Origin of the sequence: Cytobacillus sp. T106 (assembly GCF_040492155.1) — a bacterium.
Lineage (GTDB): Bacteria > Bacillota > Bacilli > Bacillales > Cytobacillaceae > Bacillus_AB > Bacillus_AB infantis.
Genome location: NZ_JBEUMK010000001.1, coordinates 227,617 through 246,532, shown reverse-complemented (window position 1 = coordinate 246,532; position 18,916 = coordinate 227,617). Strand labels below are relative to the sequence as shown.

General features: G+C 47.4%; 17 protein-coding genes, 1 tRNA gene and 1 other annotated feature. All 18 genes read right to left on the bottom strand.

What is annotated here, in order from left to right:
* Nucleotides 1-22: 22 nt before the first annotated feature.
* Nucleotides 23-1,555, bottom strand: a complete 1,533-nt coding sequence (locus ABU165_RS01215) for a 2-isopropylmalate synthase (protein ID WP_129613930.1) — start codon at nucleotides 1,553-1,555, stop codon at nucleotides 23-25.
* Nucleotides 1,542-2,564, bottom strand: a complete 1,023-nt coding sequence (gene ilvC / locus ABU165_RS01210; RefSeq protein ID WP_009796044.1) for a ketol-acid reductoisomerase — start codon at nucleotides 2,562-2,564, stop codon at nucleotides 1,542-1,544. The genes ABU165_RS01215 and ilvC overlap by 14 nt, the downstream gene beginning before the upstream one ends.
* 47 nt (nucleotides 2,565-2,611) lie before the next feature.
* Nucleotides 2,612-3,130 carry an acetolactate synthase small subunit gene (ilvN, locus tag ABU165_RS01205; protein ID WP_101550470.1) on the bottom strand — a complete coding sequence of 173 codons (519 nt, stop codon included), beginning with the start codon at nucleotides 3,128-3,130 and terminating at the stop codon, nucleotides 2,612-2,614.
* Nucleotides 3,127-4,842: an acetolactate synthase large subunit gene (gene ilvB / locus ABU165_RS01200; RefSeq protein ID WP_094766937.1), complete on the bottom strand. Its 1,716-nt coding sequence runs from the start codon at nucleotides 4,840-4,842 to the stop codon at nucleotides 3,127-3,129. Before ilvB ends, ilvN begins: the two co-directional genes overlap by 4 nt.
* 80 nt (nucleotides 4,843-4,922) lie before the next feature.
* Nucleotides 4,923-5,176: a binding site (T-box leader), on the bottom strand.
* 17 nt (nucleotides 5,177-5,193) lie between these two features.
* Nucleotides 5,194-6,099 carry a branched-chain-amino-acid transaminase gene (gene ilvE / locus ABU165_RS01195; protein WP_022544247.1) on the bottom strand — a complete coding sequence of 302 codons (906 nt, stop codon included), beginning with the start codon at nucleotides 6,097-6,099 and terminating at the stop codon, nucleotides 5,194-5,196.
* Nucleotides 6,100-6,901: 802 nt separating this feature from the next.
* A tRNA-Arg gene (locus tag ABU165_RS01190) sits at nucleotides 6,902-6,978 on the bottom strand.
* Between the two features lie 163 nt (nucleotides 6,979-7,141).
* Nucleotides 7,142-7,666 (bottom strand): metallophosphoesterase, encoded by a 525-nt coding sequence (locus tag ABU165_RS01185; protein WP_224951632.1) that lies wholly within the window; start codon nucleotides 7,664-7,666, stop codon nucleotides 7,142-7,144.
* Complete coding sequence (locus tag ABU165_RS01180) at nucleotides 7,659-8,273, bottom strand: XTP/dITP diphosphatase (protein ID WP_306009007.1); 615 nt, start codon at nucleotides 8,271-8,273, stop codon at nucleotides 7,659-7,661. The genes ABU165_RS01185 and ABU165_RS01180 overlap by 8 nt, the downstream gene beginning before the upstream one ends.
* Before the next feature lie 19 nt (nucleotides 8,274-8,292).
* Nucleotides 8,293-9,036: a ribonuclease PH gene (gene rph, locus ABU165_RS01175; protein WP_101550476.1), complete on the bottom strand. Its 744-nt coding sequence runs from the start codon at nucleotides 9,034-9,036 to the stop codon at nucleotides 8,293-8,295.
* A gap of 115 nt (nucleotides 9,037-9,151) precedes the next feature.
* Nucleotides 9,152-10,222 carry a GerMN domain-containing protein gene (locus tag ABU165_RS01170; RefSeq protein ID WP_094766933.1) on the bottom strand — a complete coding sequence of 357 codons (1,071 nt, stop codon included), beginning with the start codon at nucleotides 10,220-10,222 and terminating at the stop codon, nucleotides 9,152-9,154.
* Between the two features lie 218 nt (nucleotides 10,223-10,440).
* Nucleotides 10,441-12,600: a DNA helicase RecQ gene (gene recQ / locus ABU165_RS01165; RefSeq protein ID WP_009796036.1), complete on the bottom strand. Its 2,160-nt coding sequence runs from the start codon at nucleotides 12,598-12,600 to the stop codon at nucleotides 10,441-10,443.
* A 207-nt stretch (nucleotides 12,601-12,807) separates the two neighbouring features.
* Complete coding sequence (racE, locus tag ABU165_RS01160; RefSeq protein ID WP_101550482.1) at nucleotides 12,808-13,608, bottom strand: glutamate racemase; 801 nt, start codon at nucleotides 13,606-13,608, stop codon at nucleotides 12,808-12,810.
* A gap of 10 nt (nucleotides 13,609-13,618) precedes the next feature.
* Complete coding sequence (locus ABU165_RS01155) at nucleotides 13,619-14,080, bottom strand: MarR family winged helix-turn-helix transcriptional regulator (protein ID WP_022544251.1); 462 nt, start codon at nucleotides 14,078-14,080, stop codon at nucleotides 13,619-13,621.
* A 227-nt stretch (nucleotides 14,081-14,307) separates the two neighbouring features.
* Entirely contained in the window at nucleotides 14,308-14,532 is a 225-nt protein-coding gene (gerE, locus tag ABU165_RS01150) for a spore germination transcription factor GerE (RefSeq protein WP_009796032.1), read from the bottom strand.
* Between the two features lie 260 nt (nucleotides 14,533-14,792).
* The gene (locus tag ABU165_RS01145) at nucleotides 14,793-15,257 is read right to left on the bottom strand and encodes an acyl-CoA thioesterase (protein WP_022544252.1); all 465 of its coding nucleotides are present in this window, start codon (nucleotides 15,255-15,257) and stop codon (nucleotides 14,793-14,795) included.
* A 121-nt stretch (nucleotides 15,258-15,378) separates the two neighbouring features.
* Nucleotides 15,379-16,140, bottom strand: coding sequence for a succinate dehydrogenase iron-sulfur subunit (gene sdhB, locus ABU165_RS01140; RefSeq protein ID WP_009796030.1), 762 nt, complete (start codon nucleotides 16,138-16,140; stop codon nucleotides 15,379-15,381).
* Nucleotides 16,141-16,143: 3 nt separating this feature from the next.
* Entirely contained in the window at nucleotides 16,144-17,904 is a 1,761-nt protein-coding gene (gene sdhA / locus ABU165_RS01135) for a succinate dehydrogenase flavoprotein subunit (RefSeq protein ID WP_009796029.1), read from the bottom strand.
* 107 nt (nucleotides 17,905-18,011) lie between these two features.
* Nucleotides 18,012-18,620 (bottom strand): succinate dehydrogenase cytochrome b558 subunit, encoded by a 609-nt coding sequence (locus ABU165_RS01130; protein WP_009796028.1) that lies wholly within the window; start codon nucleotides 18,618-18,620, stop codon nucleotides 18,012-18,014.
* Nucleotides 18,621-18,916: the final 296 nt, after the last annotated feature.

Here is an 18,916-nt window from a genome sequence, read left to right as displayed (position 1 = left end):
CCTAATCCCTCCGTTGCAAGTTTTATAATGCCACTTTCGTCTTTTCCTCCAGGTAGATGACCCTGTTAACAGCGTTCAGATAGGCTTTCGCGGATGCTTCAAGTACATCCTGCGCAAGCCCCCTCCCGCTCGTTTCCCTGCCATTGTATTTCATTTTGACGAACACCTGCGCCAGGGCATCCCTTCCGGCCCCAACCGACTGGATCCGGTAATCCAGGAGGTTCACCGTACCATTCACTGATTTCTCCAGCGTATTGTACAAGGCTTCAATGCTTCCCGCCCCGGTTGCTGCCTCCTGGACGACTTCATTCTCCCTGCCTGAAAGTGTCACTGTCGCTGTTGGCACTTGATTGGTCCCGTACTGGACCTGGATCTGGAGCAGTTCATAGAATTGCTGATCCTTTGACAGTCTTTCCTCCAGTACGATGGCGGCAAGGTCATCATCTGTCATCTCTTTCTTTCTGTCTGCCAAGTCTTTAAAAATAGCAAACAGCGGCTTGATTTCCTCTTCCGGAACAGCGAGCCCAAGTTCTTCAAGGCGGGATTTAAAAGCATGCCTGCCAGAATGCTTTCCGAGAACCATGGAATTGGAATGGAAGCCGACAAGTTCAGGCGAAATAATCTCATAAGTGGTCTTCTCTTTCAGCACGCCATCCTGGTGGATGCCTGATTCATGTGCAAAAGCATTTCTGCCGACAATAGCCTTGTTCGCCGGTACAGCCATACCGGTCAGTTTGCTGACCAGGCTGCTTGTTCTGCTGATTTCCTCAAGCTTGAGGCGGGTCCCTGCCTGATAATGGTCCTGCCGTATGTGCAGAGCGACGGCAAGCTCTTCCAGCGCAGCGTTCCCGGCCCGTTCCCCGATGCCGTTGATCGTCCCTTCAATTTGCCCAGCCCCATTTTCGATGGCTGCAAGGGAGTTGGCAATCGCCATGCCAAGATCATCATGGCAATGAGCGGATAATATGACTTTATCAATGGAAGGAACATTCTCTCTTAAATATTGAAAGACTTTCCCATATTCACCTGGCGAAATATATCCGACCGTATCCGGAATATTGATGACACGGGCCCCGGCCTGGATGACCTCCTCAACGATGCGGGCCAGAAAAGGCAGCTCCGTCCGGCAGGCATCCTCTGCCGACCATTGAATGAGCGGGAATTTCCCGGCTGCATATTTCACAGCAGAAACCGCCGTCTCAATAACTTCTTCCTTTGACTGCTTCAACTTATACTGCCGGTGGATGGGAGAGGTTGCGAGGAAGACGTGAAGCCTCGGATCCTCCCCCTCTCTCAATGCTTCCCAGGCTGCATCAATATCTGACATCACTGATCTTGCAAGCCCTGTAACCGAGCAATTCCTGATGAGGGTGGCGATTTCACGGACTGAAATAAAATCACCTTTTGAAGCTGCCGGAAACCCGGCTTCTATAATATCGACATTAAGCCTTTCGAGCTGTTTGGCAATTTCCAGCTTTTCAGATAGATTTAAGTTGACTCCCGCAGACTGTTCCCCGTCACGCAAAGTCGTGTCAAAGATGTTAATGGTTCGCACTGACAGCCACTTCTTTCTTTTTCTCTTTATTCACAAATGGCATCATTTTTCTCAGCTCCCTGCCGACCTGTTCAATCGGATGCTCATTTTCCCTTGCAAGGATACTGTTGAAGACCGGACGGTTTGCCTGGTTTTCCAGGATCCAGCCTTTCGCGAACTTGCCTTCCTGGATATCCTTCAGGACAGCTTTCATCTCCTGCTTCACTCTCTCATCGACTACTCTCGGCCCGCTGACAAAATCACCCCATTGCGCTGTATCCGAAATGCTGTAGCGCATGCCTTCAAGGCCGCCTTCATACATCAGATCAACAATCAGCTTCAGCTCGTGGAGACACTCAAAGTATGCCAGCTCAGGCTGATAGCCTGCCTCAGTCAATGTTTCAAAACCTGCTTTCACCAGAGATGTCAGGCCTCCGCACAATACAGCCTGTTCGCCGAATAAATCAGTTTCTGTTTCTTCCTTAAAAGTGGTTTCCAGCGCCCCTGCCCTCAGTGCCCCAATCGCTCTGGCATAAGCGAGCGCAAGCTCCTGGGCTTCTCCCGTTACATCCTGATGGACTGCAAATAATGCCGGCACTCCTGCTCCTTCCTGATATGTCCTTCTTACCAGGTGGCCAGGGCCCTTAGGAGCCACAAGCAGGACATCACATGTCTTTGGCGCCACAATCTGATGGAAATGGATATTGAATCCATGCGCGAAAAGCAAGGCTTGATTTGTCAGATTCGGCTCAATTTCTTCCTTATAGACTTTAGGCTGAAGCTCATCCGGCAGGAGGATCATGACAATATCGCTTTGAGCAACAGACTCTCCAACAGAAAATACCGGGAACCCATCCTCTGACGCTTTATCCCATGAATTTCCTTTCCTCAGGCCGATTACTACATCAGCACCGCTGTCCCTCAGGTTCTGTGCATGGGCATGACCCTGTGATCCATAGCCGATTACCGCTACTTTCTTTCCATTCAGATATGCTGGATTTGCGTCTCCGTTATAATACATTTTCGCCATGATTTATTCTCCCTCTCGTTTTTGGAATATTTTTATTTAAATTATTTTTACACGATTGAATAATTCTTCGGCTGCCCCTGGCTCCTCTGGCTTCCTCTTGTAAAGGCTGTTGTCCCTGTCCGGGCAATCTCCTTGATTCCATACGGCTTTACAAGCTCAATGAAGGCTTCTATTTTTTCCGACTCACCTGTAATTTGGATGACCAGGCTGTCTTTGCCAACATCTATCACCGATGCCCGGAAAGGCTCAATCAGCGAGTATAACTCACTCCTCGTCTGCGGAAGCGAGAGCACCTTTATGAGCGCAAGCTCCCTGGCGACAATCTGCTGGCCGCTTATATCATTTACTTTCAAGATATCAATCTGTTTATTGAGCTGTTTCGCAATCTGCTCTGCGGCCTCTTCATTGTCCACATGGACCGTGCAGGTAATCCGGGAAATCCCCTCCTGTTCAGAATGCCCGACCGAGATGCTTTCAATATTGAAGTTGCGCTTTGAGAACAGGTTGGTGATTCTATTGAGGACCCCCGGCCTGTTCATCACGGTTAAACAGATGATTCGTTTCATGGTTTTACACCTTCCATCTCATGGTGCCCTTTGCCCGGGGCGATCATCGGGAATACATTTTCATCAGGAGCTATCCTGAAATCGAATAACACCGGCTCATCGCTTTGGAGTGCTTCATCCAGCGCCTTAACAGCTTCTTCCTCAGTTCGGATCTCATAAGCTTTAATATCATAGGCTTCCGCCAGCTTGACAAAAGAAGGCTGATACTGGGCTTTGCTGTGCGAAAAGCGTGAGTCATAAAAGATTTCCTGCCACTGCCTTACCATCCCCAGCGCTCTGTTATTGAAAATAGCTATTTTTACCGGGAGATTTAGCTCACGGATCAGGCCGAGCTCCTGCGCGGACATCTGGAAGCCGCCATCGCCAACAATTGAAACGACCAGGGAATCCGGTGCAGCAAGCTGAGCTCCGATGGCCGCTGGCATTCCGAATCCCATCGTGCCGAGCCCTCCTGAAGTGACCCATCTACCAGCTTTCTTAAAGCGGTAATATTGGGCTGCCCACATTTGATGCTGTCCGACATCTGTTGTGACAATCGCATCTCCGCCCGTCTTTTCAAACAAGAGCTCCATGACCCGCTGCGGCTTCAAGTCAGCCGATTTGTGAAAATGATAAGGAAATTCTTCCTTCCAGCTTCTAAGCTTTGTCATCCATTCACCATGTTCAGGAGGCTTCCCCTTCTGGCTCACAAGCTGATTCAAAGCCTCTTTCGCATCAGCCACAACCGGAATCAGTGTTGGGACGTTTTTGCCGATCTCTGCAGGGTCGATATCAACATGGGCCACATCTGCCTTAGGTGCAAAATAGGCAAGATTGCCGGTGAGCCTGTCATCAAACCTCGCCCCTATATTGATGAGCAGATCGCATTCATGTAAGGCCATATTGGCTGCATAGCATCCATGCATACCGGCCATCCCGACAAACAGGCTGTGGTCTGCAGGAAAGCCCCCGAGTCCGAGAAGGGTATGCACGACCGGAAGCTGCTGCTGTTCGGCATATTCCTTAAGCAATCCGGAAGCCTTTGCATGGAGGACGCCCGCCCCTGCCAGGATGACCGGCCTTTTCGCACGGCTCACAGCTTCTGTCAGCTTGCGGATCTGAAGATAGTTTGGCTTTAGAGTCGGCTGGTAGCCCGGGAGGAAGATCTCTGTCTCCTCAGAGGGCTGTTCTGCGCCTGCAGCAATATCCTTCGGAATATCAATCAATACCGGACCAGGCCTCCCTGTAGAAGCAATATGAAAGGCCTCCTTCACAATCCTCGGAATGTCCGCTATGCTCCTTGCCTGATAGTTATACTTGGTTATCGGGGTGGTAATCCCGAGGATGTCAGCCTCCTGGAAGGCATCCGTTCCGATGACGCCTGTTGCCACCTGCCCGGTAATGACGACAAGAGGCAAAGAATCCATCATGGCATCGGCAAGGCCTGTTACAATATTGGTCGCCCCCGGTCCTGAAGTCGCGATGACAACTCCAGGCTTGCCGGAAATCCTCGCATATCCTTCCGCAGCATGGATGCCTCCCTGTTCATGCCTGGGAAGCACATGAAGTATGCCAGAATCATAGATTTTGTCATAAATCGGAAGAACAGCTCCTCCCGGGTAGCCAAAAATCACTTCCACCTGTTCCTTCTCCAGTGCCTGCAATAGCAGTTCTGCACCGGTTGCCGGCTTCGAGCCAGTCTTGTTTTCTGCAAAGGCAGCTTCCTGCAGCATTTTGAAATAACCTCCTTTTGATTCAAGAAAAAAACAATATAAAAAGCCTTCCCATCCCCAAGAACGCCTGCATCAGCAGACGAAGGGATGAAAAGGCTTTGTCAGCCTGTTCCACGGTACCACCCTGATTCACGCAATTTGCGTGCACTTATGGACGGCAGAGCCATCCTTTTTGATAACGGGTGCTCTCACACCCGGCCGGCCCTACTCGTCAAGCTTTCAGGCCGGCGCTCTGAGGGGAGTTCATGATGCGGCAGGAATGCCGGCTCTCAGCCTGCCCGGCTCTCTGTAAATCCTGATCCGCAAAACTACTTATCCTCATCCGCGCTTTTAACATATAGTGATTAGCTGTCAGCTTACATGGGGTTCAAAATGTTTCGATGCTACTTTAACACCTTCCGAAACTACTCTTTCCCTAAATTTCACCAGAAGCTCTTTTGTATGTGCCCCCGGATAGCCTTCACCGATTGTCCGTCCGTCCACCTTTACGACTGCAATGACTTCCGCTGCCGTCCCTGTAAGAAATACTTCATCTGCCGTATAAACATCGTGCCTTGTGAAAGGCTCCTCCTTCACTTCATAGCCAAGCTCCCTTGCAATTTCCATGACCGCATTGCGGGTGATCCCTTCAAGTGCCCCAACGTATCCTGGAGGTGTGTAAAAGCATTTATCCTTAATGATGAACACATTGTCAGCCGAACCCTCCGCCACATAGCCCTGATCATTCAGCATGAGCGCTTCACTGACATTTGCCAGGCGGGCCTCAATCCTTACCAGCACATTGTTCAAATAATTCAATGATTTGACTTTAGGGCTTAATACATCAGGTCTGTTCCTTCTTGTCGCTACTGTGACTATCTCAAGCCCTGTTTCATACAATTCTTTCGGGAAGATGCTCAGCGGCTCGACGATCACGACAACATTTGCTTTTTTGCAATTGTATGGGTCCAGCCCAAGGTCGCCTACTCCCCTGGAAACAACGACCCTGATGTAGGCATCTTCATACAAATTCTTTTCGACAGTGGCAACAATGATATCTGTCAGCTCTTCCTCCGTATATGGCATTGTCAGTAATATGGATTTGGCTGAACGATAAAGCCGGTCCATATGCTCTTTCATCCTGAAGATATTTCCGCTGTATACCCGGATCCCTTCAAAGATGCCATCGCCATACAGGAAGCCATGGTCATAAACGGATATTTTTGCATTCTCTTTCGTCACAAACTCCCCGTTTAAAAATATCAATTGCTCAGACACGAAAAACACCTCTTCGATTTAATGTATACACGCTTTAAACGGTTGAAATGACAGGTTAAAAAAATATGGGTTCCACACTTCCAATTCCCGTGTGGAGCGGTTTGTTTTATTATTTGAGGACTATCTTACGCTCATTTTTTTTGGGAGTCAACACCATTTTCAAGAATTATTTGATAATTTAGATTAATCTGATTTATTGAATGCGCTTACATTGCTTGTATATATGAATTTATTCAGCCAAGAAATTTTTTATTTTATTTTTCAATCCCTCGAGCAAGGTTCTCCGCTCTTTTTTATCAGCATCGAAAGATCCGTACTGGGGATATACTTAAGAATGCTTTTTCAATATAAAGATGGAGCATATAGGAGTTAATGGCGCATTTTCAATGAACATATAATATAGAAGAAACCAGTTGATCATGTCAGGTTTATTGACATACAAAGAAGCGCTTTCATTTAGCGGGAGGTATAATATTCAGCTGCAGCACTGAGTACTTTTATAAACCCTGTAACCTTAATCGGAGAAGATACAGATTTTTCGAGGAAGAACAAAGGCGTAAGTGCCTTGAACACAAAAAAAGCCCCGTCCTGGGGGCATCGAAACATCACCGGCATGAAAAGAGTGAGTCATGAATAGCAAAAGGCTTTATCTATGCATGGTCGGCATGAAAATGAGGCTTGTAACCCCCGAGAACCCCGGCACAGCGGCTGGACTCGGATCAAGGATTTCTAATTTCTTAACGACAAAAAAACCGCCATTTGATTAGAAATCAAACAGCGGTAATATAGGTGTATGTAGTAATGGCGTCCCAGGAGAGATTCGAACTCCCGACCGACGGCTTAGAAGGCCGTTGCTCTATCCTGCTGAGCTACTGGGACATTTTTTTAATTAGTTATCGCGAGGACATTTTTTATTATAGTAGACAAATAAATGAAAGTCAACAACTTCTCAGGAAAAATATAATAAACCTGGCATCTTTTTTTCCGGCCATATAAATCTGTTTATTGCAAGAGGGGTTCCCCCCTCATGCAATAAACGGATTCATGCCCTTTCCGGAATCTGAAAAGTCTGTGACAGCTTTTCAAGCTTTCCGGTTTCAAAGTCATATATATCCACACGGATTTCCCTCTCCGCCGTTTCCAGCAGAAGATAGGTTCTCTCATAGCGCCCTCTCGGCAGCCTCAAGCTTCCCGGGTTCAAAAACAGCCTGCCATCAATCATTTCTGCCCCAAGCTCGTGCGAATGTCCGAAGCAGATGATATCTGCTCCTTCTTCCTCGCCTTTATATTTCAGCTTCATAAGGCTGCTCTTCACTCCGTAGAGATGCCCATGGGTAACAAAAATCGTCAAACCTCCAAGGTTTTTGACAAGCTGGTCAGGATAAGCATCATCATAATCGCAATTTCCCCTTACTCCAGCAAAACCCGACATAGAAGGGTGTCCGGCAGGCAGCTCGGAATCCCCGCAGTGGATCATGAAATCTGCTTCTTTTCCATGCCTCTCAGCGAGCTGCGCCAGCTCCTCCTCAAGCCCGTGGCTGTCACTTACGATCAATATTCTAGCCATTGGCACCGTCCCCTTTAAAAAGGGCTCCCAGACTGTTTTCCAGCTTCACAAGGGCTTTGGCCCTGTGGCTGATCTGGCTTTTCTCTTCAGGGGGGAGTTCTGCCATGCTTTTATTTTTTTCAGTCACAAAGAAGATCGGATCATAGCCAAATCCATGGCTGCCCCTTTTATCAGTCAGGATCCTGCCCTCACACGCTCCGGAGACTGTGTAAGCTTCCTTGCCTGGCACCGAAACAGCCAAGGCACAATAAAATCTGGCTGTCCTCTTTTCTTCCGGCACACCTACTAGCTCTGCGAGCACCTTTTGCATATTTGCTTCATCACTTTTCGCTTCGCCGGCATACCTTGCGGAGTAGATGCCCGGACGGCCCTCAAGGGCATCGATCATAAGGCCGGAATCATCGGCAATGACGATTTTTCCAAAGGCTTTAGAGACAGCCTCTGCTTTTAGGACTGCATTTTCCTCAAATGTGCTTCCAGTCTCTTCAATATCCTCAAATTCAGGAAAGTCGAGAAGGGTTTTCACTTCATAGCCCAGCGGCTTGAACATCCTGCTGAATTCTTTCGCTTTCCCTGCATTTTTCGTTGCAATAATAACTTCCTGCACAGTTTTCATCTCCCTGGATTTACTTTGCGATCTGTGAGCTGATTTTTTCGCCGAGCACTTGCTTTTGAATATCAAACAGCCTGCCTACGCCTTCTTCCGCCGCTTTTAACAGCTCCGTCAGCTGGCTCGCTGAGAATGTTGCTTCTTCTCCTGTACCCTGAAGCTCCACAAATTCGCCATTGCCTGTCATGACCACATTCATGTCGACTTCCGCCTTGGAATCTTCAGCATAATTCAGGTCAAGGACTACCTGTTTGTTTTCAAGGATTCCCACACTTGTAGCTGCAAGAAATTGCGTAATCGGGAATTTTGACAATTTTTTATTGCTATACAGCTTTTCGACAGCAATTGCCATGGCGACAAATGCGCCTGTTATGGAAGCTGTCCTTGTCCCGCCATCGGCCTGGATAACATCGCAATCCAGCCAGATTGTTCTTTCACCAAGTGCCTCAAGGTCCACGACTGCCCTTAATGCCCGTCCGATCAAGCGCTGTATTTCCATTGTGCGCCCGGTGATTTTCCCCTTTGCGGCTTCACGGATATTCCTTTGCTCTGTTGCCCGGGGCAGCATGCTGTATTCAGCAGTAATCCACCCTTTTCCTTCCCCTCTCATAAATGGGGGCACCCGCTCATCTATGCTGGCTGTGCAAATCACCTTTGTATTGCCCACACTGATCAGCACAGAACCTTCAGGATGCATTAAATAATTCGTTTCAATATGTATCGGTCTTAACTGCAGCTGTTCACGCCCGTCTTTCCGCATGTTCATTCCTCCTTCGAACCTGTTCCGGCATGTATCCGGAATCCAATAAAGAAGAGGCGGCAAATAATTGCCTACCTCTATCCTTGTCATTATATAGTATATCAAAAAAGTTTTTTTAAAAACTACCTGTATTCACATTTTCAGGCCGTGTAACCGGTTCTGTCAGCTTTTCGCCATTTTCATCTACCAGCTCTGCCTTTCCATTTACAGTGACTGCTACACTTTCAATGCCCTTTTGTTCAGTCAGGGACAGTACTAATGAATTAAGCAGGTGCTGGGAAATGATTTTTTCTTCAAAGCTGCCATAAACGGATTCATTGAAATCCAATGTTGCCAGACCGTTTTCGATCTTAGGGTCGCCGAGCAGCTCAACCTCCGGCATAAAGTCTGTAAACAAATTGGATGTGAAGCTAGGGCCTTTGACAAGCTCCTTCACTACCGCTTCAACCTGATTGTCTTCCTGTGCGCTGATGCGCTTTGTCACAGGAACATAATAGTAGGCGCCTTCTTCACCGCCCAGATAATAAACCGTCAGGGATTTTGTATTAGAAATATCCACTGCATCGGACGTGTCCATATTGATGCCCTTTGACCTGGACAGGGTTTCGCTGATCGGCGTCCCGTTTACAGGCATTTCTGTCAGAGCATGGCCATTCATCTGGAGCTTTACTTTCTCGATCGAATCGAATTGTGTGAGGGTCCAGGTAATAGATTCAAGAATTTTTTCTTCATCCTCGGCCTGATAGTCCCCGAACTCTTTCGAGAAATCAACGGTAGCCACCTTATCCTTCACGTTTACGCTTATTTTCGTATCTGCAGGAAGGACGGCCCTGAAGTCATTCGGCAGCATATCGGTAACTGGCCCGTTCTGCACGAGATATTCCAGCGCCTGTGTAGCAACAGACTCTGTTTTCGGCAGAGTTAGCGTCTGCGGAACTACATAGCCATTTTTATCAACCAGATATAATTCGGTCTGGACAGACCCCTCCACCTCTGCCTCTTCACCTGACTGCTCTGCCTCAGTTCCAGCTGTTTCCTCAACAGCTGTTTCATCCTCTGTATAGCTGACCTCTTTCGGAGGATCGATCTTTTCTTTTTCCCCGATCCCGAACAGCCCGCATCCGGATAAAAGCACAGAAGAAGCCAGTACGGCTGAAACCATTGTTGTCTTTTTATTTATAGACATATTGAATCCCTCCCAGAACAGTTTGTACTACATATATACGAGCCTTCCGGAAAAATAGACCCGTGAGAGAAAAAAAAATAGGACAACTGAAATGTGGAGGGCGCTAGTTCTATTAAGGAACGCGACTAGGAACTCCAAATCCAGCGCCATGCCCATGCGCCGCTTTCTGCCCAATCCAAACAAGCAGTCCCTGTAAAGGCCTGCTTGTTTTACCATATTCATGATGTGACGGCTGCTTCATTTTTAATCAGTACTGCTTTGATTGTAAAATAGTCGATTTCATCCCCGAGGAGCTCTTTTATGGGCTTAAGCTTTGTATCTCCGCTTTCCACGGCTGCCGACATGATCTTCTGCTCTGTTTCCTCATCAAACAGCTCAGACCAGTTGAAAGGATTCCCTTCAGTCACTGCCCGGAGGACATGGTTCTGGACGGTCACTAAAGAAAAGCCGCGCTGCTTGGCAATCTCTTTTATGCCCATCCCCTCCATATAGTGCTTGTAGGAAACCATATAGCTTGGCTCCTCATCAACCTTGAGCCTGTCCGCCTGTTTTTCCTCTTTCGGGGGGAGGGCAGACGGCGGTTCAATATTGTTCTCCTGCATATATAATTTGATTTCCTCAGCGAACATGCTGCCGTATTTATCATACTTCATCTGCCCGACGCCTTTGATCTGCAGCATAGACTCTCCATCAGCCGGGTAATACTTGCTCATTTCGCGCAATGTGCTATCAGGGAAAACAACATATGGCGGGATTTTCCCCTGTTCAGCCACCTGCTTCCGCAATGCACGCAGCCGTTCAAACAGGTCATGATCCCCTTCAGCTTCGGGCTTCTGTTCGATTGCCTTTGTTTTGCGCATCATGATCGTTTCCTGTCCCTTAAGAACCCCTTGGACCCTTGATGTCAGCATGATCACCGGATACTTCCCGTCTGTCAGGCTGAGAAAACCTTCAGCAAGCAGATAGTTAATAACAGCAGCAATTTCTTTTTCTGCACGATTTCGCATCAATCCATAGGTAGACAACTCATTGAATTTCATATCACGGATTCTTTTATTATTGGAACCTTTCAGCACCTGCGCTGTCAGACTCACGCCAAAGCGCTCACCCATGCGCTTTATACATGAGAAAATCATCTGTGCTTCAAGCGTAATATCAATCTTCTCTCTGTCATCCATGCAATTGCTGCATTTTCCGCAGCGGCTTTCATCGCTTCCATGGTCGAAGTACTCAATGATGTAGGATTGAAGGCATTGCTCTGTATGGCAATAGTTCACCATCCGGTTCAGCTTGCTGAATTCAAGCTCCCTGTTCCGGCTGTCAAGGCCGGTTTCCTCGATCAGGAACTTCTGCAGCTGGATATCCTGCTGGGCAAAAAGAAGGATGCATTCACTCTCCTCCCCGTCACGCCCGGCCCTGCCGGCTTCCTGATAATAGGCCTCAATATTCTTCGGCAGGCTGTAATGGATAACAAAACGGACATTTGATTTATCAATCCCCATGCCAAACGCATTGGTGGCCACCATGATGTCTGTCTGGTCATGGACGAAATCATTCTGGGCTGTTTTCCTGTCTTCCTCATTCATGCCGGCATGGTAGCGTGAAGCCGGGATGTTTTTCCCCTGCAAAAATTGCTGCAGCTGATCGGTTTCCTTGCGGCTCGAGGTGTAAATAATACCCGGCTGTCCTTGATGCTTACGGATATAACTTGCAATGAATTCTCTCTTGTTGACGCCTTTGGCCACTTTAAAAGCAAGGTTTTCCCTCGCGAACCCGGTAATGAATATATCTTCGTCCCTGATCTGCAGCAGCCCGCAGATATCATTGGCCACATCCTCTGTCGCAGTTGCGGTGAGCCCGACAAGGATCGGCCTGCCGTTCAACTGCCCGAGCGCAGGAATAATGGAGCGGTAGCTCGGCCTGAAATCGTGGCCCCATTGGGAGATACAATGTGCTTCATCGAATACAATCATCGAAATATCGATGGAATTCAGCAGATGGATGAATCCAGTGGAATCAAAACGCTCCGGCGCAGCATAAACCAGCTTATACTCTCCATTCCGGATCCCTGAGGTCCTTTCCATCAGCTCCTGCTGAGTGAGGCTGCTGTTTATGAAAGTGGCGGACACGCCTGCTGCAAGCAATGCGTCTACTTGGTCCTTCATTAAAGAAATGAGCGGGGAAATGACGATGGCGGTGCCAGGCATCGCGAGTGCGGGAATTTGAAATGAGAGGGATTTTCCTCCTCCTGTCGGGAGGATGCCAAGAGTATGGCGGCCATTCATGACATTCTGAATGATTTCTTTTTGGCCATTACGGAAGGTGGAATAGCCGAAATATTGCTTAAGCAGCTTTTCCGCTTGTTCTATCAATATCATCACCTTTTTCTTTTAGAGATACTAGAATTGTACCATTTTCGGAAGCCTTATGCCTTTATTTCTGCTATTAACTTTTGGCATTGTTAAACATTGCTGTTGATTTTGGGCTCATTTCAGCTGTTCTGAAATGAGCCCAAAATCAACAAGGTACAATAACACAGCCTGACTTTTTAAAAAATCGAACAGCAAAAGCCCCCAATAAGGAGGCTATGCTTCCAGCTTTATTTTTTCAATATGGTCAATCGGCCTTTGCAGCCATTGGCCCGCAATCTTCGTAAAAATGCTTATGGATCCTGTCGCAAAATATTTATGGACAGGCTCGTCCGCACTTTGATTGAGCAATCCCCGGTAGTCCAGTATGGTGCTGACTTCCCTTGCGGTCTCTTCACCTGAGCTGATCACTTTCACACCCGGCCCCATGATATTTTTAATCAAGGGTTCAAGCAGCGGGTAGTGCGTACACCCAAGGATCAGTGTATCAAGATCCTTGTTCCTTAAAGGCTTCAAGGTTTCAGCAACAATTTTCTTGGCTACAGCACTCCCATATTCCCCGCTTTCCACAAGCGGGACAAATTTCGGGCAGGCCAAAGGTTTCACACATACCTTCCGGTTGATTTGCTTAAGGGCCTTTTCATAGGCTTTGCTGTTGACCGTGCCGATCGTGCCGATGATTCCGATCTTATTGCTTTTGGATACCTTTAAAGCCGCCCTTGCCCCGGGATAGATGACCCCAAGGACAGGAATGGGGAGCTTTTCCTGTATTTCCTCAAGCACGACCGCAGTTGCCGTATTACAGGCAATCACAAGCATTTTGATATCCTGAGTCAATAAAAACTCAGTCATCTGCCATGTAAACCGCCTTACTTCTTCAGCCGTCCTCGGCCCGTAGGGGCACCGGGCAGTATCTCCCAAATAAACGATATTCTCATTCGGCAGCTGCCTCATGACTTCTTTTGCCACTGTCAAACCGCCGACCCCTGAATCAATGATCCCAATTGGTTGCTTCAAACATACCGCCTCATTTTTCGCGCATATCTTGGTGTAATTGCGTTAAGTTGTTCTTCAGTACGGTTACTTCATCCTTGGAGAAATTCTTGAGAACCTCGCGCAAGTAGATCTGCCTCTTCACGATAACCTCTTCGATGATCCGCTCTCCCTCCGGCAGCAGATGGATGCGGACGACCCGCCTGTCATTCGGGTCCTTCACTCTCTGGACGAGCTCGTTTTTTTCCATTCTGTCCACAAGGTCTGTCGTTGTACTGAAGGCTAAATACATTTTATTAGAAAGCTCGCCGATTGTCATGTCCCCTTCCTCGTGCAGCCACTGCAGGGCAACAAACTGTGGGGGCGTAATTGTATAATTGCTTAATATTTCCCGGCCTTTTTGCTTAATGATGCCGGATATGTAGCGAAGGTCTTTCTCAATATCTGCAACAATATCAATCGTTTCTTTTATGTCTTTATTATTTCCATGCGTCATCCCATACAACTCCCATTTAAGCAATTCCAGTCTTTATGCAGGCGGAAAGATTGCAGTTCTTTGCTTTATTGTCTACTTTTTTCATCCAATTTTCAAGATGGAAATCCAGGCAATGCAAAAAATGCGTCAATTCTGCAGACTGCACGTCCTGCCGGCAGGCTCTCCCCTGCAAAACTGCCCTATAAAATATGATAACCGGCAACCTTATCCAAGATTGCCGGCCATAATCAAAGTTCTAGCTCTCCCATTCGAAGGAGCTCTACAACGGCTTGAGAACGCCCCTTAACGCCAAGCTTTTGCATAGCATTTGAAATATGGTTGCGAACCGTCTTTTCGCTAATAAATAGTTCACCAGCGATTTCTTTCGTTGTCTTGTCTTGAACTAATAGCTCGAATACTTCTCTTTCACGTTTGGTGAGTAACGGCTTGTGAGTATATTCGTTCTCCTTCAAGTATTGTAACCCTCCTTGCCTTCGCCAGCTATGAACCGCGGGATGGGTATATATTTAGTCACCATATCATATGTAATCTGTACTGGCGGAGTGACTGCATTTACTGGAAGGAGAGATTATTTTTTCTAAAAGGGCTATTGCCTGGTTTAGTTGGGGGTCCGCGCCATACAGCCACATGATTTATGATTCATGCTCCATACACCTGCTCCCCCAATTATATGCAGCTGCAGGAGCAGGTGTGAAAGAACTGCTCCTGCGGCTTAAGCGTGGATGGTTTTTCCGGCTGTAAGAAGATTCCTCATTCCCTCGGTCCAGGGTACGCCTTTTCCTGTTTTCCTGGAAATTTGCACGATTGTCCCCCTGCCCGCAAAGCAGACTGCTCCATCTTTCCGTTTTGCCATATAATGAAGATCTGCTGAAGACCGCCCAATGCTTTCTGCTTTTACATGGATGCTGAGGCTTTCATCGAAAAATACCTGCTTCAGGAAATCGCACTGCAGATCGGCTACAACAGGAATCGTTTCGTTCCCAGGCTTCACCCATTCCTGCATGAAGCCGATGCTCTTGAAAAACTCTATTCTTGCTTCCTCAAAATATGTGAAGGGAACTGTGTTATTCAAATGGCCAAACATATCTGTTTCTGAAAACCGGACCTTGACAGGATGGGAAAACACAAAGCTTTCCTCCCAAGCCGCAAAGTCATCAACATAATTCATTTTACTCATGACGCGCCTCCAATAATGAATGAACATTCAGTCGTTTTATATTATTATAATTTCTTTCACCGGATTTGGAAACATCAAATGCACAAAAACCCCCTTTCAGCCTGAAAGGGGGTCTGTTCTATTAAGCCTGATCGCTTCCGAAGAAGCTTCTGAATGACTGGATTGTTGTATCCCGGTTCAATGCTGCGATTGAGGTAGTCAAAGGGATGCCTTTCGGGCAGGACTGAACGCAGTTCTGGGAATTTCCGCAATTCGCCAGTCCGCCATCGCCCATGATCTGCTCCAGGCGTTCGGATTTATTCATCTCACCAGTTGGATGGGCGTTGAACAAGCGCACCTGTGATAACGGGGCAGGACCGATGAAATCGGCTTTGCTGTTCACATTCGGGCAGGCCTCAAGGCAAACGCCGCAAGTCATGCACTTGGACAGCTCATAAGCCCATTGGCGCTTCTTCTCAGGCATGCGCGGTCCAGGTCCAAGATCGTATGTTCCGTCAATCGGAATCCATGCTTTCACCTTTTTCAGGGAGTCGAACATGCGGCTTCTGTCTACCTGAAGGTCGCGGACGACAGGGAATGTACGCATCGGCTCAAGCCTGATCGGCTGCTCGAGCTTGTCGACAAGCGCAGTACAGGATTGGCGCGGCTTGCCGTTTATGATCATTGAGCAGGCGCCGCATACTTCTTCAAGACAGTTCATGTCCCATGCAATCGGCGTCGTGCTCTCCCCTTTGGAATTAACCGGATTACGGCGGATTTCCATCAGTGCTGAGATAACGTTCATATTCGGGCGGTAAGCCAGTTTGAACTCTTCTTGATAAGGGGCTGAATCAGGCGAGTCCTGCCGGGTGATTTGAAATGTAACCGTTTTGTTTTCAGACATCGTTTATTTTCCCCCTTTCTTCTTCGTGTAATCACGTTTACGAGGCGTGATCAGGCCTGTATCTACTTCCTCGTAATGGAATTGTGGCGCTGAATCAGGACCAGCGAACTTTGCCATGGTCGTCTTCAGGAACTCATCATCATTACGGTCAGGAAATTCAGGCTTATAGTGAGCCCCGCGGCTTTCATTCCGGTTATAGGCACCAATTGTGATGACCCTGGCAAGCTGCAGCATGTTTTGAAGCTGGCGTGTGAAGACAGCTCCCTGATTGCTCCATTTTGCTGTGTCATTGATATTGATATTTTTATAGCGTTCAAGCAATTCTACGATTTTTTCATCAGTTTTCAATAGCTTATCATTATGGCGGACAACCGTTACATTATCTGTCATCCATTCGCCCAGCTCTTTATGGAGAACATATGCATTCTCTGTTCCATTAAGGGACATGATGCTGCTCCATTTTTCTTCTTCCTGTCTGACATACCTGTCGAAAACGGAAGACGAAACATCTTCTGCACTCTTTTCAAGGCCGGCGATATATTCGAGTGCTTTCGGACCTGCAACCATTCCGCCGTAGATGGCAGACAGAAGGGAGTTGGCGCCCAGGCGGTTTGCACCATGCTGGGAATAATCGCACTCCCCTGCTGCAAATAAACCTGGGATATTCGTCATCTGATCATAATCTACCCACAGTCCGCCCATCGAATAGTGTACGGCAGGGAAAATTTTCATAGGTACCTTGCGAGGGTCATCCCCCATGAATTTTTCATAGATTTCAATGATTCCGCCTAGCTTGATGTCAAGCTCTTTAGGATCTTTATGGGACAGGTCAAGATAAACCATGTTCTCGCCATTGATGCCAAGCTTCTGATTGACGCAGACATCGAAGATTTCACGTGTGGCGATATCACGCGGCACCAGGTTTCCGTAGGCAGGATATTTCTCCTCCAGGAAGTACCATGGCTTCCCATCTTTATAGGTCCATACACGGCCGCCCTCACCGCGTGCTGATTCACTCATCAGGCGCAGTTTGTCATCCCCCGGGATGGCTGTCGGGTGGATCTGGATGAATTCGCCGTTTGCATAATATGCTCCCTGCTGATATACGATCGATGCAGCAGACCCTGTGTTGATGACAGAGTTGGTTGATTTTCCGAAGATGATGCCCGGGCCTCCGGTTGCCATGATCACGGCATCCCCTGAGAACGATTTAATCTCCATGGATGTGAGATTTTGAGCAATTACCCCGCGGCAAATGCCTTCATCATCGACGACAGAGCCAAGGAACTCCCAGCCTTCATATTTTGTTACAAGGCCAGCCACCTCATGGCGGCGCACCTGCTCATCCAATGCGTACAAAAGCTGCTGGCCGGTCGTGGCGCCTGCAAATGCTGTACGGTGATGCTGGGTTCCGCCGAAGCGCCTGAAGTCCAGCAGTCCTTCCGGTGTACGGTTGAACATGACGCCCATGCGGTCCAATAAATGGATGATTCCCGGCGCTGCTTCAGTCATGGCCTTTACAGGCGGCTGATTGGCAAGGAAATCTCCCCCGTAAACCGTATCATCGAAATGCTCCCAAGGTGAATCCCCTTCACCCTTTGTGTTGACCGCTCCATTAATACCGCCCTGGGCACAAACAGAGTGAGAACGTTTAACCGGGACAAGAGAAAATAATTCAACCGGAGTCCCTGATTCTGCTACTTTAATTGTTGCCATCAAGCCGGCCAGTCCGCCGCCGACAACGATTACTTTTCCTTTACTCATCATGGCTCACTCCCTCAATACTAGTACAGCTCTATTTCAAACTAAGCCTAAGCGCATTTTCCCCTGCGCTATGCTGAAAATTACAAGATTTAAGCACTCTGAAACTCTTAAACAAATGCCGTGATTGCGCGGATCCCAACGATGGAAAGGGCAATGAAAATTGCGATTGTAACATAAGTGGAAATCAGCTGTGAACGAGGAGTAACGGTGATTCCCCAGCTTACTGCGAAAGACCACAAACCGTTTGCAAAGTGGAATATTGTAGAAATAACGCCGACAATGTAGAACCAGAACATAAACGGATTCGACAAAATATTCTCCATCATCTGGAAGTTGACATCTGCGCCAAAAGCGGCAGCAACCCTTGTCTCCCACACATGCCAGGTAATGAAAATAAGCGTCACTACACCGGAAACACGCTGGAGAAGGAACATCCAGTTGCGGAAAAATCCGAATCTGCCAGCATTATTCTTAGCAGTAAAAGCAATATAAAGGCCATAGATCGCGTGGAACAGCAAAGGCAGGAAGATGACTACCGTTTCTAAGACATATCTGAATGGAAGCTGCTCCATAAAGTGTGCTGCCTTGTTAAACGACTCTTCTCCTCCTGTTGCAAAATGGTTCACTACAAGGTGCTGAACAAGAAACAGCCCAACTGGAATGACCCCAAGTAATGAATGCAGTCTGCGATTGAAAAACTCCCGATTACCTGCCATTGATTTACCCCCCCTGAATTTTGAAGAAATGATGAAAGGCCTTTTCTATGAAAATATTATTTCTGGAAAACAGGTCCTTTCCATCATCGAGAAAATGTTAATTATTCATTTTCTTACAATTAAGTGACATGTCCATTTTACTCCCATCGGAATAGAGCGTCAAGAAAACGGATACATAAAATATATGATATAAATAAAATTTTTAAAATATATTGATATTATATAAAGAACGAAAATCCTCTATTTGGCTATGATTCCTTATGTATAGGAGAATATATTGAAATAGCATTTTTTTC

What these genes read in the sequence shown, in the direction of transcription:
- ilvC (WP_009796044.1), bottom strand. Translation starts at nt 2,564, where the DNA reads ATGGCGAAAATGTATTATAACGGAGACGCAAATCCAGCATATCTGAAT.
- ilvN (WP_101550470.1), bottom strand. Translation starts at nt 3,130, where the DNA reads ATGAAACGAATCATCTGTTTAACCGTGATGAACAGGCCGGGGGTCCTC.
- ilvB (WP_094766937.1), bottom strand. Translation starts at nt 4,842, where the DNA reads ATGCTGCAGGAAGCTGCCTTTGCAGAAAACAAGACTGGCTCGAAGCCG.
- ABU165_RS01185 (WP_224951632.1), bottom strand. Translation starts at nt 7,666, where the DNA reads ATGGCTAGAATATTGATCGTAAGTGACAGCCACGGGCTTGAGGAGGAG.
- rph (WP_101550476.1), bottom strand. Translation starts at nt 9,036, where the DNA reads ATGCGGAAAGACGGGCGTGAACAGCTGCAGTTAAGACCGATACATATT.
- ABU165_RS01170 (WP_094766933.1), bottom strand. Translation starts at nt 10,222, where the DNA reads ATGTCTATAAATAAAAAGACAACAATGGTTTCAGCCGTACTGGCTTCT.
- recQ (WP_009796036.1), bottom strand. Translation starts at nt 12,600, where the DNA reads ATGATATTGATAGAACAAGCGGAAAAGCTGCTTAAGCAATATTTCGGC.
- ABU165_RS01155 (WP_022544251.1), bottom strand. Translation starts at nt 14,080, where the DNA reads ATGACGCATGGAAATAATAAAGACATAAAAGAAACGATTGATATTGTT.
- ABU165_RS01145 (WP_022544252.1), bottom strand. Translation starts at nt 15,257, where the DNA reads ATGAGTAAAATGAATTATGTTGATGACTTTGCGGCTTGGGAGGAAAGC.
- sdhB (WP_009796030.1), bottom strand. Translation starts at nt 16,140, where the DNA reads ATGTCTGAAAACAAAACGGTTACATTTCAAATCACCCGGCAGGACTCG.
- sdhA (WP_009796029.1), bottom strand. Translation starts at nt 17,904, where the DNA reads ATGAGTAAAGGAAAAGTAATCGTTGTCGGCGGCGGACTGGCCGGCTTG.
- ABU165_RS01130 (WP_009796028.1), bottom strand. Translation starts at nt 18,620, where the DNA reads ATGGCAGGTAATCGGGAGTTTTTCAATCGCAGACTGCATTCATTACTT.